Raw genomic sequence first — 17,579 nt, 5'->3', positions numbered from 1 at the left:
CGATGCACGCACCCGTCAAGCCGTCCCAAAGCCCGGCCTACCGAACCCCGAGCATCGGGCTCGTCCTGCGCCTCGCCATCCGAGATCTGCGCGCGGGCTTGCGCGGCTTCGGCATCTTCATCGCCTGCCTCGCGCTCGGCGTCATGACCATCGCTGCCGTCGCTTCCGCCTCGCGCGGCCTGACCGAGGGCCTCGCCCGCGAGGGGCGCCGCATCCTTGGCGGCGATGCCGCCTTCAGCCTGATCCATCGCGAGGCGACGGCGCCCGAGCTCGCCTTCCTGACCGCGCGCGGCACCGTCTCCAGCATCGCGACCATGCGCGGCATGGCCAATGCCGGTGAGAAGGGCGCAGCCCTGGTCGAGATCAAGGCGGTCGATGCCGCCTATCCGAGCATCGGCACGGTCGAAACCGACCCGCAGGCGCCATTGCCCAGCCTGCTCGACCAGCGCGATGGCGCCTATGGTGCGGTCGCTGACCCCGTCCTGTTCGGCCGGCTCGACCTCAAGCCCGGTGATATCGTCACGGTCGGCGGTGCCAAGATCCAGCTGCGCGCCAATCTCGTTTCCGAGCCCGACAAGATCGCGGCCGGCGTCGGCTTCGGGCCGCGCCTCCTCATGTCGCAGGACGCGCTGAGGGCGACCGGCCTGATCCAGCCCGGCAGCCTGATTCGCTGGACCTATCGCCTCCAGCTCCCACAGAGCGCGACGAGCGATGCCGATCTTGAGAAGCTCATCACCGATGCCGGCGCGCAGCAGCGCGACGCCGGCTGGGAAATCCGCTCCCGCGCCAACGCGGCGCCGAGCTTCCAGCGCAATCTCGAGCGCTTCACCCAGTTCCTGACGCTCGTCGGCCTCACCGCCCTGCTGGTCGGCGGCGTCGGCGTCGCCAATGCCGTGCGTCGCTTCGTCGAGGCCAAGAAACTCGATTTCGCGACGATGAAGGCCGTCGGCGCCACCGGCGGGCGCGTCGTCGCGATCCACCTGACCGAGGTCATGCTCGTCGCCGCGATCGGCACGGCCATCGGGCTCGTGCTCGGTGCAGCCGCCCCCTTCGGTCTCGGCGCGATCGTCCAGAGCATCCTGCCCGTGCCGTTCGAGCCGACGCTGGCCCCGAGCGAACTCGCCATCGCCGCGCTCTACGGGCTGCTGACGGCATTCGTCTTCGCGATCATCCCGCTTGGGCGCGCCCATGACATCCCCGTCTCCGCCCTGTTCCGCGACAAGGTCGAGCCCGATCCCCGCCGCCCGCGCGCGATCTATCTCGTGCTTTGCGTGCTGGCGCTCGCCGGCCTTGCCGGCGTCGCCATCGGCTTCGCCTACGATCGCCGGATCGCGCTGATCTATATCGGCGTGATGTTCGGCGTCTTCCTGCTGCTGCGCGCCGTCTCGCTCGGCCTGATGGCGCTGGCCCGCCGCATCCCGCGCCCGCGCCGACCCGCCCTGCGCATGGCGCTCGCCAACAGCCACCGGCCGGGCGCGCTGACGCCGGCGCTCGTGCTCTCGCTGGGCCTGGGCGTCGCGCTGCTCTCGGCGCTCTCCTTCATCGATGTCAGCCTGACCCGGCAGCTCACCGGCGCCCTGCCCGACAAGGCGCCGAGCTTCTTCTTCCTCGACGTGCCCAGCCGCGATTCCGAGCGCTTCGACGCCTTCCTCGCGGCCGAGCGCCCGGGCGCGAAGACCGAGCGCGTACCGATGATGCGCGGCCGCATCGTCTCGGTGAACCAGACCCGCGCCGAGGACATCAAGGCGAGCGAGCAATCCGCCTGGGTGCTCGATGGCGATCGCGGCATCACTTACGCCGCAGCACTGCCGGAAGGCTCGCGCGTCGCGGCCGGCGAATGGTGGCCGGCCGATTATCGCGGCGAACCGCTCGTCTCCTTCGACGCGCAGAACGCCGCCGGGATCGGCCTGAAGATCGGCGACAGGCTCACCGTCAACGTGCTCGGCCGCAATATCACGGCCCGCGTCGCCAATTTCCGCACGGTCGACTGGCGCTCCTTCGGCATCAATTTCGTCATGGTGTTCTCGCCCAACACCTTCGCCGGCGCGCCGCACACCAATCTCGCCACCATCGCGGCGAGCCCGGACGGCAAGGGCGCGACCGACGCCGTGCTGATGCGACGCCTCGCGCTCGACTTCCCGGCGGTGACGGCGGTGCGGGTCAAGGACGCGCTCGAAGCGGTCAACACCATCGTCGCCCAGCTCGCCATGGCGATCCGCGGCGCCTCCGGCCTCGCCATTGCCGCCAGCCTCCTCGTGCTCGGCGGCGCGCTCGCGGCCGGCCAGCGGGCGCGGCTCTATGACGCGATGATCCTGAAGACGCTGGGCGCGACCCGCCGCTTCATACTTTCGTCGTACGCCCTTGAATACGCCGCCATCGGCTTCGTCGCGGCCGTCTTCGGCGTTCTCGCGGGTACAGCGGCGGGCTGGGGCATCGTCACGCAAGTGATGCGGATCGAGTTCGTCAGTGATCCCAGAGGAGCTATACTGGCTGCAACTGCCGCCGTCGGGGTTACCGTCCTGTTCGGGCTCGTCGGTACGATAAAAATACTGACGAAAGCGCCGGCTTCTCATCTCAGGAATTTATGATGACTATCTGAGAACGACTCTCGATAGACATTAAAATCCTGTAATTCTGCCTATGTGCAGCGCCGAACTTCTATACCGGGTCCGGTCTTAACCATGGCGGGCTCTTGTAAGAACCGGCAAAGCCGCCCATATTCCCGTCATCGCGACTTTTCGTGCGCGAGGACGGCTGGCGCTTGCGCGCTCTCCGTCGTCCGAAACTACGTCAGGGGAAACTCTCTTAATGAGCAACTTCGACCGCAATGCTCCAGTCTGGGGTGCCGGCCGCGCACAGCAGACCAGCGCCGTCGAGATGGATCAGGGCCTGCGCTCGTTCATGCTCGGCGTCTACAACAACATGGTGATCGGCCTGGCGATCTCGGCGCTGTTCGCGCTGGGCGTCAACAAGATGGCCGTGACCGATCAGGCCAACGCCGTCGCCAAGATCGGCAACACCTACCTGACCTCCTTCGGCCAGCTGCTCTATGGCACGCCGCTGATGTGGGTGGTCGCGCTGGCGCCGCTGGCCTTCATCTTCTTCTTCTCGTTCCGCGCCGACAAGATGTCGGCCTCGTCCGCCCGGACGATGTTCTTCGCCTTCGCGGCGGTGATGGGCGTCTCGCTTTCGACGATCCTGATCCGCTACACCGGCGCGTCGGTGGTGCAGGTCTTCTTCATCACCGCGGCGGCCTTCGGTGGCCTCAGCCTCTATGGCTACACCACCTCGAAGTCGCTCTCCGGCATGGGCTCGTTCCTGGTCATGGGCCTGATCGGCCTGATGCTGGCCTCGATCGTGAACATCTTCCTGGGTTCGGGCGCTCTGGGCTTCGTCATCTCGCTGGTCGGCGTCGGCATCTTCGCCGGCCTGACCGCCTGGGATACCCAGCGCCTGAAGGAGATGTATCTCTACTCCGAGCTCGGCCCGGAGGAAGCTGCGAAGCTCTCGGTGAACGGCGCGCTGTCGCTCTACCTGAACTTCATCAACATGTTCCAGTTCCTGCTCTCGCTGATCGGCAACCGCGAGTGAGAACGACAGGCTCCTGAACGGGAGCAAGAGCATCGGCCCGAAAAGTGGAACGCGGTTTTCGGACAAAGCCGATGCAAAATCGAAGAGTTGAAGCCCCGGCCCCACGGCCGGGGCTTTTTCTTTGGGCGGACCTTTCCTTTTGGCACGGGCATTGCTCATGCTTTGGGCATGACGACGCCTTCGATCCGCCCCGGCCTTCCCGCCGACATCCCCGCCATCGCCGCGATCTACGCCCATGCGGTGCTGCACGGCACCGCCTCCTGGGAGCTGGAGCCGCCAAACGAGGCCGAGATGCAACGACGCTTCGAGGCGATCCTGGCCGGCGGCTATCCCTATCTCGTCGCCGAAAGGAGCGGCGCCATCCTCGGCTATGCCTATGCCGGCGCCTATCGGCCGCGCCCGGCCTATCGCGCCACCGTCGAGAACTCGATCTATCTCGCGCCCACGGCGCAGGGGTTGGGAATCGGCAGCCTGCTGCTCGACGCCCTGATGCAGGCCTGCACCGAGCGCGGCTTCCGCCAGATGATCGCAGTGATCGGCGACGGCACCGGCGCCTCGGTCGGCTCGCGCCGCCTGCATGAGCGCGCCGGCTTCCGCCTGATCGGCGTCGCCGAAAAGGTCGGCTTCAAGCACGGCCGCTGGCTCGACCAGATGCTGATGCAGAAGGAGCTGGGCGAGGGCGGCCGCACGCCGCCGGAATTCTGACCTTAACAGCCTCATGCTGAGGAGCTGCGTCAGCGGCGTCTAGAAGGATGGTCCAGCTGTCCCCAGAACCTCCTGAAGCATCCTTCGAGACGCGCCTTCGGCGCTCCTCAGGATGAGGGCTCGAACAACTGTCCGGTCCGTGACGCCTCAGCTCACCACGCTGAGCTTGTTGTCGAGCACCTTGAGCACGCGCGAGAGCTCCGAGCCGCGCTTCAGGATCAGCCCGGTCGCCGCGACGACCGAATAGGCGCCCTGCCGTCGCGCCAGCGCCGGGTCCTTGACGATCCGGTAAAGCGGCATCTCCGACGAGCGCCGGAACACCGAGAACTGCGCCTTGTCCTTCAGGAAATCGATGGCGTAGTCGCGCCATTCGCCGGCCGCGACCATCCGGCCATAGAGATTGAGCAACTCGCTGAGTTCGCGCCGGTCGAAGGTCACGGGAATCTGTCGCGCGGGCGCGGGGAAGTTCACAACCGCGCTCGCGGTCTGCGATTGTGGCGTTTCGCTCTCGCTCATGGCGCCTCCCTGGTCGGGGCCTCACCAAATCATGCCCGGATGATGCGCCCGCGGTCCTGTGCTGGCAAGAGACCGCTCTCGCACTCTGGGTCGGCGTTCTCAGCGAATGCCCCATTTTCGCCGCGAACGCGCCAAGCGAGCGCCAAGTTGCGACGTTCAACTCCCCTCGTTGCCTCGACGGCCCGGTTTCGCTGATCGCCGGTTTGTCAGCCCCCCAGCCCCCCGGAGTTCGGGCGGAGCCGGGCCACCGAGTCGAGGCCAACTAGCGGCTGGCATTGCGCCGGCCGTTTTTCTTTTGGGGCTTCCAGCGCCACCGCTGTCATTCCGGGGCTTCGCGGAGCGAAGAGCCCGGAACCCACGACCGGGCGAGCGGCTTACAACGCGGCATAAAATCTCTCACCGAGTCGTGGGTTCCGGGTTCGCGCCTGCGGCGCGCCCCGGAATGACAAACATGGGCACGCTCTACCGCGCCTGCCCGTGATATTCGGCATTGGGCCGCATATCGACCGCCGAGGCCATCCGGTTCGACATGTTGTAGAAGGAGGCGACGGCGCCGATATCCCAGATATCGCGCTCCCCGAATCCGGCCTTGCGCAGGGCTTCCCGGTCCTCCTCGCCGATCAGATGCGGCGTTTCCGTCAGCTTGACCGAGAAGTCGAGCATGGCGCGGTGCCGCACCGACAAGTCCGCCGCCCGGTAATTCATCACCATCAGCTCGCCCAGCACGGGATCGCCGGAAAGCTGGCGCACGGCCGCGCCATGGGCGGTGAGGCAGTAATAGCAGCGGTTCACGCTGGAGACGGCCACCGCGATCATCTCGCGCTCCAGCTTCGACAGACCGGACGGCGCCAGCATCAGGTCGTTGTAGAAGGCGGCGAAGGCCGTGAGCTTGGCGTCGTCATGGGCATAGGAGGAGAGCACATTCGGCACGAAGCCGAGCTTCTCCTGGCATTTCGCGAAATAGGCCTGGTTTTCGGCCGAGAGCGAACCCGGTTTCAGGTCCAGCGCCATGACGGCCGGCGGCGAATCCTGACGCGCCGGCTCTTCTCCCACCTTGGGTTTGTCATGCTTTGTTGCCATGGTGTGTCCTGTCGAGTCGGGGGGAGCGTCAGTTTGCCGCTTTTTCAGGCACGGCAAGTTGAAAGGCTCCGCAGCCTATGTCATCGCTGCGGCAAAACAACTGGGGTTGGGACATGGGCAAACGGGTGACGAACGCGACTGCGGGCGCAATCGCAGCGATCGAGGCCGCAGCCACCGGACTGAAGAGTTCGATGCCCGCCGAATTCCCCCGCCTGCTTTTTGGTCGCTCCGTCGCCGAGGATCTCGAGGCCCTTCCGGCCGAGATGCTCGCCCGCACCGCCGCTGCCGCCTTCGAGCAGCTCGCCCAGCCGCGCAAGCCCGACACGATCAACCTGCGCTTCCGCGACGAGGAATACGGCGAGGGCGAGCGCAAGAACCAACTCACCGTCCTCGAGGTCGTCAACGACAACAAGCCGTTCCTGCTCGATTCGACGCTCGCCGAATTGCAGGAACAGGGCCATGAGCCGCGTCTCGTCGCCCACCCGATCCTGGCCGTCGCCCGCGACGCCAAGGGCAAGTTCACCTCGCTCGCCGGCGAGGCCGCCGGTCGCGCCCCCGAGGGCACGCGCCGCGAGAGCCTGCTCCATATCCACGTCCCGCGCATCGATACGCCGGAAGCCCGCGAGAAGCTGCGCGCCGGGCTCGACCACGTCTATGCCGATGTCGCGCTCGCCGTCGACGACTGGGCCGCGATGCGTGGCCGCATCACCGAGGTGATCCAGGCCTATCGCGCCAATCCGCCGCCGCTGCCGGAGGACGAGATCAACGAGGCGCTGCAATTCCTCGAATGGATCGCCGGTGACAACTTCACCCTGCTCGGCATCCGCGCCTATCGCTTCCCGGGCGGTGACGTCGCGGCCGATCCGATCGAGGGCTCGGGCCTCGGCATCCTGCGCGATCCCACGGTCAAGGTCCTGCGCAAGGGCCGCGAGCTGGTCACGGTCACGCCGGAGCTGCGCTCCTTCCTGGCCAAGCCCCAGGCGCTCATCATCACCAAGGCCAACGTCAAGAGCCGCGTCCACCGGCGCGTCCATCTCGACTATGTCGGCGTCAAGCTGTTCACGCCGGACGGCCGGCTCGACGGCGAATTGCGCATCGTCGGCCTGCTGACCTCGAACGCCTATACCGGCTCGGCCCGCGCGATTCCGTATCTGCGCCTCAAGGTCGCGCGCGTCGCCAAGAATATCGGCTTCGATCCGGCAAGCTATTCCGGCCGGGCGCTCATGAACGTGCTCGACGCCTATCCGCGCGACGAGCTCTTCCAGATCGATGTCGCGACGCTGGAGCAGTTCGCGCTCGACATCCTCCAGCTCACCGAGCGGCCGCGCATCCGCGCGCTCGCCCGCGTCGACGAGTTCGACCGCTTCGTCTCGATCCTCGTCTTCATCCCGAAGGACCGCTACGACACCACGGTGCGCCTGCGCGTCGGCGATTTCCTGGCGCGGATCTTTGGCGGGCGCCTCTCGGCCGCCTATCCCGCCTATCCCGAAGGGCCGCTCTCGCGCACCCACTACATCATCGGCCGCGACGAGGGCAAAACCCCGCGCGTCGAACGCTCGACGCTCGAGGCCGGCATCAGCGCCATCGTCCGCACCTGGGGTGACGGGCTCAAGGACGTGCTCGATCAGGAGAAGGCCGGCCCCGCCGCCCGCGCGCTGGCCGAACGTTATGCCGAGGCCTTCGGCGCCGCCTATCGCGAGCGCTTCTCGGCCGCCGACGCGCTGGTCGATATCGAGATGCTCCAGCAGCTCACGCCGGAGCGCGGCCGCGCCGTCAACCTCTACCGGCGCGAGGGCGACGACGCCAAGCGCGCCAATCTCAAGGTCTTCTCGCGCGGCGCGCCGATCTCGCTCTCGGCCCGCGTCCCGGTGCTGGAGAACATGGGCTTCCGCGTCGTCAACGAGCGGACCTACAACGTCATGCCGCAGGGCAATGGCGACGCGGTCCGCATCTGGCTCCATGATATGACGCTGGAGCGCGCCGACGACGGCGAGATCGATATCGAGCATCTCGATCCGACCATCGAAGCGGCGCTGATGGCGCAGTTCCGTGGTTTCGCGGAATCCGACCGGTTCGACCAGCTCGTACTGGTCGCCGGCCTCGGCTGGCGTGAGGCCGCCTTGCTGCGGGCCTTCGGCCGCTATCTGCGCCAGGCCGGCGCACCCTATGCCCAGGGCTATATCGCCGACGCGCTGACCCGCCATCCCGACATCGCGTCGAGCCTCCTCGCCTATTTCACGGCCAAGTTCGACCCGCGCGTGCCAGCCGGTGAACGCGAGCAGCGCATGGCCCAGAAGCATGCCGAGATCGAGCAGGCGCTCGACGCCGTCACCAGCCTCGACGACGACCGCATCCTGCGCCGCCTCGTCAACCTGGTCGATGCCGCCTTGCGCACAAACTTCTTCCAGATCGGCCCGGACGGACAGCCGCGCCAGACCATCACCTTCAAGTTCGACTGCGCCCGGGTCGACGGCCTGCCGCTGCCGCGCCCGCTCTACGAGATCTTCGTCTATTCGCCGCGCGTCGAGGGCGTGCATATGCGCTTCGGCAAGGTCGCCCGCGGCGGCCTGCGCTGGTCCGACCGGCCGCAGGATTTCCGCACCGAGGTGCTCGGCCTCGTCAAGGCGCAGCAGGTCAAGAACGCGGTGATCGTGCCGGTCGGCGCCAAGGGCGGCTTCTTCCCGAAGCAGCTCCCGCCGGCCTCGGATCGCGCCGCCTGGCTCGCCGAGGGCACCGAGAGCTACCGCATCTTCATCCGCAACCTGCTCGAACTCACCGACAATCTCAACGGCGAGACCATCGTGCCGCCGCCGGACACGGTGCGCCATGACGGCGACGACCCCTATCTCGTCGTCGCGGCCGACAAGGGCACCGCGACCTTCTCTGACACCGCCAACGCGATCTCGCTGGAGAAGCATCATTGGCTCGGCGACGCCTTCGCTTCGGGCGGCTCGCAGGGCTACGACCACAAGGGCATGGGCATCACGGCCCGCGGCGGCTGGGAAGCGGTGAAGCGCCATTTCCGCGAAGTCGATATCGACATCCAGACCACGCCCTTCACGGTTGCCGGCGTCGGCGACATGTCGGGCGACGTCTTCGGCAACGGCATGCTGCTCTCGCCGGCGATCAAGCTGGTCGCGGCCTTCGACCATCGCGACATCTTCCTCGATCCCGATCCGGACACCGCGAAGTCGCTGGCCGAACGCCAGCGCCTCTTCGCCCTGCCGCGCTCCTCCTGGGCCGATTACGACAAGAGCCTGATCTCGAAGGGCGGCGGCGTGTTCTCGCGCCAGGCCAAGAGCATCCCGCTTTCGGCCGAGGTGCGCGCGCTGCTCGACCTCGACAAGAAGGAGGTCTCACCTCCCGAGCTGATGACGGCGATCCTCAAAAGCCGCGTCGACCTGCTCTGGTTCGGCGGCATCGGCACCTATATCCGCGCCACCGACGAGACCGACGCGCAGGTCGGCGACCGCGCCAATGACGCGATCCGCATCACGGGCAATGATCTCCGGGCGCGGGTCATCGGCGAGGGCGCCAATCTCGGCGTCACCCAGCGCGGCCGCATCGAGGCCGCGCGCAAGGGCGTCAAGCTCAACACCGACGCGATCGACAACTCGGCCGGCGTCAACACCTCCGACGTCGAGGTCAACATCAAGATCGCGCTCGCCGGCCCGGTGAAGGACGGCCGCCTGAAGGAAGACAAGCGCAACGAATTGCTGGCGGCGATGACCGACGAGGTCGGCGATCTCGTCCTGCGCAACAACTACCTGCAGACGCTGGCGCTCTCGCTGACCGAGGCGCAAGGCTCGGCCGCGACGCCGGGCCTGCGCTTCCTGATGCAGACGCTGGAGCAGGACGGAAAACTCGACCGCTCGGTCGAGTACCTGCCGAGCGACGCCCAGCTCGCCGAGCGCGAGAAGCGCAGCGAAGGCCTGACCCGGCCGGAACTCGCCGTGCTCCTGGCCTATGCCAAGCTCTCGCTGCACGACGCGCTGCTCGAATCCTCGGTGCCCGACGACCCCTATCTCGCCAGCGAACTCGTCCGCTATTTCCCGAAGGCGCTGCGCGAGGCCTATCCGGACGCGATCGCCAGCCACAAGCTGCGGCGCGAGATCGTCGCGACGCAGCTCGCCAACGCGATCGTCAACCGCGGCGGCCCGGCCCTCGTGCCGGTTCTGGCGGCGCTGACCCGCTCCGACGCGCCGGCCATCGCCGCGGCTTACGCGATCGCGCGCGATTCCTTCGATCTCATCGCCCTCAACGGCGAGATCGACGCGCTCGACGCAAAAATCCCCGGCAAGACCCAGCTCGGCCTCTATGGCGCCGCGCAGGAGCTTGTCACCAACCGCATGGGCTGGTTCCTGCGGCGCGGCGTCGCCAAGCCCGGCACGATCGAGCAGACCATCGCGCGCTATGCCAAGGGCGTGAAGGAGCTGGCCGGCGAGCTTGGCACCCTGCTGCCCGAGGCTGCCTCGCAGGCACGGCTGGCGCGCATCGCCGTGCTCACCTCCGAAGGTGTGCCGGAGGCGCTGGCCACGCGCATCGCCAGCCTGCCGGCGCTGGCCGAGGCGACCGACATCGTCGACATCGCCGAGCGCAGCAAGCGCAAGATCGGCGAGGTCGCCCGCATCCATTTCGGCGTCGACGCGCTGTTCGGCCTGTCGAGCCTCAAGGCGGCGGCCGCCGCCGTGCCGGCGACGGACGATTACGAGCGCCTCGCCCGCGAACGGGCGATCGAGACCCTCGACGACGCCCAGTCCAATCTGACGCAGGAGGTCGCGGCCTCCGCCAAGGGGCAGGGCACGCTGGAGAGCTGGATCGCCGAACGCGGCGAGGATGCGGAGCGCACCCGCAGCACGGTCAATGCGATCGCAAGCTCCGGCCTGACCTTGCCGAAGCTGATGGTGGCGGCCGGCATGCTGGCCGATCTGCCGCGCAAGCGCTAGAAGGCGTGGTGTTGTGACGACGAAACACGCCGTCATCCCGGGCTTGCCCCGGGATCCATCGTAGAGCGCCACGCCCTATGATGGATTCCGGATCAGCGCCGCTATCGCGGCTTGTCCGGAATGACGGTGGTGTTTCCATACGCAAACCGGCACCCGCTTGTGCTCCCCTGAACGGAAAGACCGATGACCGGCGAAGCCGACACGACCACCCGCATCGACCCCAAGCTGCTCGAAATCCTGGTCTGCCCGCTGACCAAGGCGACGCTGGAATACGACGCCGCCAAGCAGGAACTGATCAGCCGCGCCGCCAAGCTCGCCTATCCCATCCGCGACGGCATTCCGATCATGCTGCCGGAAGAGGCGCGCCCGCTGGAGGATTGAGACAGGGTGTCATTCTCGGGCGGCCCGCAGCGGCGACCCGAGAATCTCATGCCGATAGAGGCGCCATTTCCTGCAAGAGATGCTCGGGTCAAGCCCGAGCATGACGTGGAACTCCTTAAAGCGCCTCACCCCTCAGCAACCGAGGCGACGCGCCTGCCACGCCTGCCGCCTCGCGGATGAAGAAGCGCTTCAGCCCCGGCAACCGATCGACGATCCCGAGCCCGAGATCGCGCGCCAGCCTGAGCGGCGTCGCGTCGTTCGAGAACAGGCGGTTCAGCCCGTCCGTCACCGCGCCCATCGCCACCGTGTCGAAGCGCCGCGCCTTCTCGTAATCCTCCAGCACGTCAACCGAGCCGGGATCGAGCCCGAGCCGCGCCGCATCGACGATCACCTCGGCCAGCGCCGCAACGTCCTTCAGGCCCAGATTGAGCCCTTGCCCTGCGATGGGGTGAATCAGATGCGCGGCATCGCCCAACAAAGCCAGCCGCTCGCCGACGAAGCGCCGAGCCACGCCGAAGCCGAGCGGATGCGCGCTCACCTTGCTTTCGAGCGCGATCTCGCCGAGTTCGAGCCCGAAACGCCGCTCGATCTCGGCCAGCATGTCCTGGGCATCGAGCGAGAGCAGCGGCTCGACATTCTCCGTCCGCTCCGTCCAGACGATCGAGGAGCGGTGACCCAGCGTCCCGCCATCGGCCAGCGGCAGGATGGCGAAGGGGCCCGACGGCAGGAAATGCTCGATCGCCCGGCCACCATGCGGACGCTCATGGCCGATCGTCGCGACGATGCCCGACTGGCCGTAGCCCCAGCCGACCCAGCCGATCCCGGCCTGCTCGCGCAGTTTCGAGCGGGCACCGTCGGCTGCGACCAGCAGCGCCGCCTCGCAGCGCGCGCCGTCGGCGAAAACGATCTCGACCGCCGCATCATCGGCGGTGAAACGCCGCACGCCCGTGCTGCGCAAATCCACGCCAGAAGCTTCGCAGGACGCCTTCAGCGCTGCGACCAGGGCCGCATTCTCGACCATATGGGCGAAGGGCTCGCCGGGCTCGACCTCACCGTCGAAGGTCAGGAAGACCGGGCGGACGGCGTCCTCGGTCCGGCTGTCCGAGACGATCATCTCCAGTATCGGCTGGGCCGTGTGCGCAATCGCATCCCAGATGCCGAGCGTCTTCAGCATCGCCCGGCCACCCGCCGCGACCGCATAGGCCCGGTTGTCGGCGCGGGGGGCCGCTGCCAGTGCCGGATCGGCCAGGATCACCGAGAAATCCGCGCCCAGCCCCTGCTTCAGCGCGAGCGCCAGCGCCAGCCCGGCAATGCCGCCGCCCGCGATGACGATGCGCATGGCGCCGCTGCCCTGCTCGATAGCCATATCGTCCTTCTCTCCGCGCCGACTTGACGCCACGGGATGCCTCGGTGCTGATGCTAGGCGAAACCGGCTGTCCCTGTGCGGGCCGCCGGCCGTTCCGTCAACCTGACCGCGATACCGCCGACCATGTCCCAGATCAGCGCCTCCCTGACGGCGATTCTCGACCTCGAGCAGCTCGAGCGCAACCTGTTCCGCGGTCGCAGCCCCAAATCGAGCTGGCCGCGCGTCTTCGGCGGTCAGGTGATCGCGCAATCGCTCTATGCCGCCTGCAAGACGGTCGAGGGCCGGCAGCCGCATTCGCTGCACGCCTATTTCCTGCTGGCGGGCGATCCGGAAGTACCGATCGTCTACGAGGTCGATCGCCTGCGCGACGGCCGCTCCTTCACCACGCGACGCGTCCTGGCCATCCAGAAGGGCGAGGCGATCTTCGCCATGTCGGCCTCCTTCCATGTCGAGGAGGCCGGCTACGAGCACCAGATGCCGATGCCGAAGGTGCCGATGCCGGAGGAACTGCCGGACCGCGAGGAGATGGTGAAGCTGTTCAGCGCGCCCGAGCACAACCCGCTCCAGACCTTCTATCAGCGCAAGCGACCGATCGAGATCCGCCCGGTCGAGCTCGAACGCTATCGCGGCGGCGGCAGCCTGGAGCCGAGATTCAACGTCTGGATCCGCGCGATCGAGCCGCTGCCGGACGAGCCGGCCTTCCACCAGAGCGTGCTCGCTTACGCTTCCGACCTGCTGCTGCTCGATTCCAGCCTGATCGCCCATGGCGCGACGGTCTTCGACCGGAAGATCCAGGCTGCGAGCCTCGACCATGCTTTGTGGTTCCATCGCCCGTTCCGGGCCGATGACTGGCTGCTCTATTCGCAGGACAGCCCCTCGACTTCGGGCGCGCGCGGCTTCTCGCGCGGTCTGGTCTTCGACCGGCAAGGCCGCCTCGTCGCCTCGGTCGCGCAGGAAGGGCTCGTCCGGCCCCGGCCCGATCTCGGCTGACCGGAATTCAGGCAGCTGCGCAGAATCCAGTCTCTTGCCTAAATCTTAGGCAGTAGAGCCGGCCATTTCCCTATGACCACCACGATTCCACCTCCGGATGCGCCTTTGCGCCGTCTGGAGCGGGTTGGCACGTCCCTTGAATTGCATGTTGCGACGCAACTGCGGTCCCGCAGGCGCGAGAGTGCAACGAGATCGCCGGGGCTGACGACCGGGCGGCGCAGACGGGGAAACCCAGCACATGAAAATCGTGATGGCGATCATCAAGCCGTTCAAGCTGGAGGAGGTGCGCGACGGGCTCACCGCCGTCGGCGTGCACGGCCTGACCGTGACCGAGGTGAAGGGCTACGGCCGTCAGAAGGGTCATACGGAAATCTACCGCGGCGCCGAATATGCCGTGAGCTTCCTGCCGAAGATCAAGATCGAGGTCGCGGTCTCCGACGAGCTCGTCGACCGGGTGATCGAGACGATCACCGCCGCCGCCCGCACCGGCCAGATCGGCGACGGCAAGATCTTCGTCTCGTCGATCGAGAAGGCCGTGCGCATCCGCACCGGCGAGACCGACACCGACGCCCTCTGAGCCCCGACCTCCAGGAGTTTTCGACGATGAATTTCAGGACTTCCCTGCGGGCCGGATTGGCTGGCCTCTCACTGGCCGCGCTGACGGCCGGCGTTGCACTGGCCCAGGCTCCCGCCACCCCACCCGTCCCCAACAAGGGCGACGTCGCCTTCATGATGAGCTCGACGATCCTCGTCCTGCTCATGACCGTTCCCGGCCTCGCCCTGTTCTATGGCGGCCTCGTCCGCTCGAAGAACATGCTCTCGGTCCTGACGCAGGTCTTCGCCATCGTCAGCGTCGTCTGCATCCTCTGGGTCACCTATGGCTACTCGCTCGCCTTCACCAATGGCGGCGGCCTGAACGACTTCGTCGGCGGCTTCTCCAAGGCCTTCCTCAGGGGCGTCGATGCCACCACGGTGGCGGGCACCTTCTCGAACGGCGTCTACATCCCCGAATTCGTCTATGTCTGCTTCCAGATGACCTTCGCCTGCATCACGCCGGCGCTGATCGTCGGTGCCTTCGCGGAGCGCATGAAGTTCTCGGCCCTGCTGCTCTTCACAGTGCTCTGGGTCACCTTCATCTATTTCCCGATGGCCCACATGGTCTGGTACTGGGGCGGGCCTGACGCGGTCGGCAATGCCGCCAAGGCGCTCGCCGAGGCCGGCGCGGACGGCAAGGCTGCCGCTCAGGCGGCGCTCGACGCCGTCAACGCCGATGCCGGCATGCTCTTCAAGTGGGGCGCGCTCGACTTCGCCGGCGGCACGGTCGTCCATATCAATGCGGGCATCGCCGGCCTCGTCGGCTGCATCCTGATCGGCAAGCGCGTCGGTTTCGGCAAGGAACTGATGGCGCCGCACTCGCTGACCATGACGCTGATCGGCGCCGCGCTTCTCTGGGTCGGCTGGTTCGGCTTCAATGCCGGCTCAAACCTCGAGGCGAACGGCACCGCCGGGCTCGCCATGCTCAACACCTTCGTCGCCACCGCTGCGGCGGCGCTGGGCTGGCTCTTCGTCGAATGGGCGGTCAAGGGCAAGCCGTCGATGCTGGGCATGGTCTCGGGCGCGGTCGCCGGCCTGGTCGCGGTCACGCCGGCTGCCGGCTTCGCCGGCCCGATGGGTTCGATCATGCTCGGCCTCGTCGCCGGTGCCGTCTGCTTCGTCTTCTGCACGACGGTGAAGAACGCCCTCGGCTACGACGATTCGCTCGACGTCTTCGGCATCCACTGCGTCGGCGGCATCATCGGCGCGATCGCGACCGGCATCCTCGTCAACACCACGCTCGGCGGCGCCGGCATCCCGGACTATTCCAGCAAGCCCGGCGAGCTCGCCGTGGGTGCCTATGAGTTCGGCCCGGCCGTCATGGCCCAGATCAAGGCGGTGCTGTTCACCATCGTGTTCAGCGCCGTCGGCTCGGCCATCCTCTACAAGATCGTCGACCTCGTCGTCGGCCTGCGCGTCACCACCGACCAGGAGCGCGAAGGCCTCGACATCGCCGAGCATGGCGAGCGCGCCTATCACAGCTGATCCTCCCGCCGCTCCCAGCGGCAACTCGGCCCCGGCAGCTCTGCCGGGGCCTTTTTCATGGCCCCGGCTCGTTCACGACGATCTCGAGCACCTGCACGCCATCCGGCAATTCGATCAGGAACTCCGCATCGCGCGGCAGATGATGGATGCGGCGCGGATCGGGCCCGGCGAAGCGCGACATCGCCGCGACGCTTTCCCAGTAGGAGATCGTGACGAACTCGGTCTCGGCCTCGCGATCCTCGCGGAACATCTGCGCGCCCAGCGCCTTCTCCAGCAGCGGCGTCACGCCTTCGCTGCGCAGGTAGATCGCATACTCGTCAGCCTTCGCGCGGGTCGTTCGGCCGCGCCAGATTCTCGCGATCCGGGCTTGAGCGGGCTTCGATTCTGTCACGGATGCCTCCCTTCCGGTTCGGGAGATCAAAGCAACGGCATCGCGTCCCGGTTCCGCCCGCTCCCGACAATCGACGGCAGCAGCGCGCCGGCATGGCTCAAGGTTAAGCGGGTCTTAACCTCGTCTTCCTAACCTTCCGCTGATGGCCGGAATGATGCGGCCCGACAGTCCGGACAAGACCCGAAACCGCATGCGCACGATCCGCCGCTCCCAATCGCTCATGGACCGCCTGCCCGACCCGGTGCGCGAGTTCCTGTCGCGCCGTGCCTCGGAGCTCACCGGGATGGGCGTGCTCGCCCTGATGGTCGCCGTCGCCACGGCGCTGGCGAGCTGGTCCGTCGACGATCCCAGCCTCAACAACGCCACCAGCGGCGCCGTCCGCAACTGGCTCGGCCGCCCCGGCGCCATGGTCGCCGATCTCCTGATGCAGCTCATCGGGCTTGGCGTCATCGCCCTGCTCTTCCCGCCGGTGATCTGGGCGCTCAGGCTCGTCCGCTTTCATATCTTCGATCGCGGCGCGCTGAAGCTCGGCCTCTGGGTCGTCGGCGTCGCCGCCACTGCCGCCGTCGCCAGCGCCCTGCCGGCCACCCCGCGCTGGCCCCTGCCCACCGGCATGGGTGGAGTCATCGGTGATGGCCTGCTGTTCGGCACGCGCAATATCGCGGGCATCGCCGGCAGCGCGGTTGGCAGCCTCGTTGGCTTCCTCTATGCCGGCATCGCCATCCTTGCCGTCACCGCGGCTGCCGGCTTCGGCTTCGTCGCCGATGAGGACCCGGCCTTAGACAATGACGAAGCCGAGGACAGCTGGTCCGACGGCGAGGAGCGCCGTGACGACGAGCCCGGCATCGCCGTCATCCTGATCGGCTGGCTCGCCCATGGCGCTATGGCCCTGCGCGCCGCGATCCTGCGCCGTCTGCCGCAGCCGCCCGAGCCCGCGGTCGATACCGGCGTGGTTCCGACCCGCGACAGCAGCCGCGTCCGCCGCGAGCCGCAATTCGGCGAAGCCCCGGCCAGCCGCCGCAGCCTGCCCGATTTCGACCCTGAGCCGCTGCCCGGCGCCCGTTCTGTTACGGGCCCGAATCGAGCTTCCGACGACTACGACACGCCCTTCGATCTCGACGACGAGCCGCAGGACCTGCGCGACCTCAACGCCCCGCGCGTGACCATGCCCCGAGCTGCGCCGAAGCCCGGCAAGCGCATGCAGCGCGAGGCGCAGCCCTCGCTTCTCGATCGCGACACGTTCGAACTGCCGCCGCTGACCTATCTGGCCGAGCCGAAGAAGGTTGCCGCCAACGCGGTCTCGACCGATGCGCTGGAGCAAAACGCCACGCTGCTTGAAGGCGTGCTGGAGGATTTCGGCGTGCGCGGCGAGATCTCGCAGGTGCGCCCCGGCCCGGTCGTGACCCTTTACGAGCTGGAGCCGGCTCCGGGTACGAAATCCTCCCGCGTGATCTCCCTGGCTGACGACATCGCGCGTTCGATGAGTGCGGTGTCGGCGCGCGTTGCGGTGGTGCAGGGCAAGAACGCGATCGGC

Annotated in this window: 13 protein-coding genes; 9 read left to right on the top strand and 4 right to left on the bottom strand. The window is 67.5% G+C overall.

Features of this window, described 5'->3' with window-relative positions; translation table 11 throughout:
* Positions 1–2: 2 nt before the first annotated feature.
* The 3 genes from AC07NY_RS25365 (at position 3) to AC07NY_RS25355 (ending at position 4,296) form a co-directional block, all read left to right on the top strand.
* The gene (locus tag AC07NY_RS25365) at positions 3–2,588 is read left to right on the top strand and encodes an ABC transporter permease (protein ID WP_494586044.1); all 2,586 of its coding nucleotides are present in this window, start codon (positions 3–5) and stop codon (positions 2,586–2,588) included.
* Positions 2,589–2,808: 220 nt separating this feature from the next.
* Positions 2,809–3,591: a Bax inhibitor-1/YccA family protein gene (locus AC07NY_RS25360; RefSeq protein ID WP_494586043.1), complete on the top strand. Its 783-nt coding sequence runs from the start codon at positions 2,809–2,811 to the stop codon at positions 3,589–3,591.
* A 168-nt stretch (positions 3,592–3,759) separates the two neighbouring features.
* Positions 3,760–4,296, top strand: coding sequence for a GNAT family N-acetyltransferase (locus AC07NY_RS25355; RefSeq protein ID WP_494586042.1), 537 nt, complete (start codon positions 3,760–3,762; stop codon positions 4,294–4,296).
* Between the two features lie 147 nt (positions 4,297–4,443).
* Here the strand turns inward: AC07NY_RS25355 and AC07NY_RS25350 are convergent, their stop codons facing one another.
* The gene (locus AC07NY_RS25350; protein ID WP_492288334.1) at positions 4,444–4,812 is read right to left on the bottom strand and encodes a DUF2794 domain-containing protein; all 369 of its coding nucleotides are present in this window, start codon (positions 4,810–4,812) and stop codon (positions 4,444–4,446) included.
* A gap of 462 nt (positions 4,813–5,274) precedes the next feature.
* Positions 5,275–5,823, bottom strand: coding sequence for a peroxidase-related enzyme (locus AC07NY_RS25345; protein ID WP_494586081.1), 549 nt, complete (start codon positions 5,821–5,823; stop codon positions 5,275–5,277).
* Positions 5,824–6,005: 182 nt separating this feature from the next.
* On the opposite strand from AC07NY_RS25345, the gene AC07NY_RS25340 reads away from it, so the two are divergent.
* Together AC07NY_RS25340 and AC07NY_RS25335 are read left to right on the top strand one after the other, a co-directional pair.
* Positions 6,006–10,838, top strand: coding sequence for an NAD-glutamate dehydrogenase (locus AC07NY_RS25340; protein ID WP_494586041.1), 4,833 nt, complete (start codon positions 6,006–6,008; stop codon positions 10,836–10,838).
* Between the two features lie 183 nt (positions 10,839–11,021).
* On the top strand, positions 11,022–11,219 hold the full coding sequence (locus AC07NY_RS25335; protein ID WP_336814632.1) for a Trm112 family protein: 198 nt from the start codon (positions 11,022–11,024) through the stop codon (positions 11,217–11,219).
* Between the two features lie 115 nt (positions 11,220–11,334).
* On the opposite strand, the gene AC07NY_RS25330 is transcribed toward AC07NY_RS25335, so the two are convergent.
* On the bottom strand, positions 11,335–12,585 hold the full coding sequence (locus AC07NY_RS25330) for a ubiquinone biosynthesis hydroxylase (protein ID WP_494586040.1): 1,251 nt from the start codon (positions 12,583–12,585) through the stop codon (positions 11,335–11,337).
* 123 nt (positions 12,586–12,708) lie between these two features.
* On the opposite strand from AC07NY_RS25330, the gene tesB reads away from it, so the two are divergent.
* From tesB to AC07NY_RS25315, 3 genes are all read left to right on the top strand, one after another.
* The gene (tesB, locus tag AC07NY_RS25325; RefSeq protein ID WP_494586039.1) at positions 12,709–13,575 is read left to right on the top strand and encodes an acyl-CoA thioesterase II; all 867 of its coding nucleotides are present in this window, start codon (positions 12,709–12,711) and stop codon (positions 13,573–13,575) included.
* Between the two features lie 238 nt (positions 13,576–13,813).
* Positions 13,814–14,152 (top strand): P-II family nitrogen regulator, encoded by a 339-nt coding sequence (locus tag AC07NY_RS25320; protein ID WP_199085746.1) that lies wholly within the window; start codon positions 13,814–13,816, stop codon positions 14,150–14,152.
* Positions 14,153–14,178: 26 nt separating this feature from the next.
* Positions 14,179–15,654, top strand: coding sequence for an ammonium transporter (locus AC07NY_RS25315; RefSeq protein WP_494586038.1), 1,476 nt, complete (start codon positions 14,179–14,181; stop codon positions 15,652–15,654).
* A gap of 55 nt (positions 15,655–15,709) precedes the next feature.
* On the opposite strand, the gene AC07NY_RS25310 is transcribed toward AC07NY_RS25315, so the two are convergent.
* A complete protein-coding gene (locus tag AC07NY_RS25310; RefSeq protein WP_494586037.1) occupies positions 15,710–16,045 on the bottom strand; it encodes a hypothetical protein in 336 nt (111 codons plus the stop codon).
* A gap of 190 nt (positions 16,046–16,235) precedes the next feature.
* Between AC07NY_RS25310 and AC07NY_RS25305 the strand changes: the two genes are divergently transcribed.
* Positions 16,236–17,579: DNA translocase FtsK (locus AC07NY_RS25305; RefSeq protein ID WP_494586036.1), on the top strand; the 1,344-nt coding region annotated here is incomplete at its 3' end.

It is taken from the genome of Allobosea sp. GW821-FHT09G06, assembly GCF_059416005.1.
The sequence above is the reverse complement of the archived record's forward strand: the minus strand, read 5'-3'. Positions and strand labels throughout refer to the sequence as shown.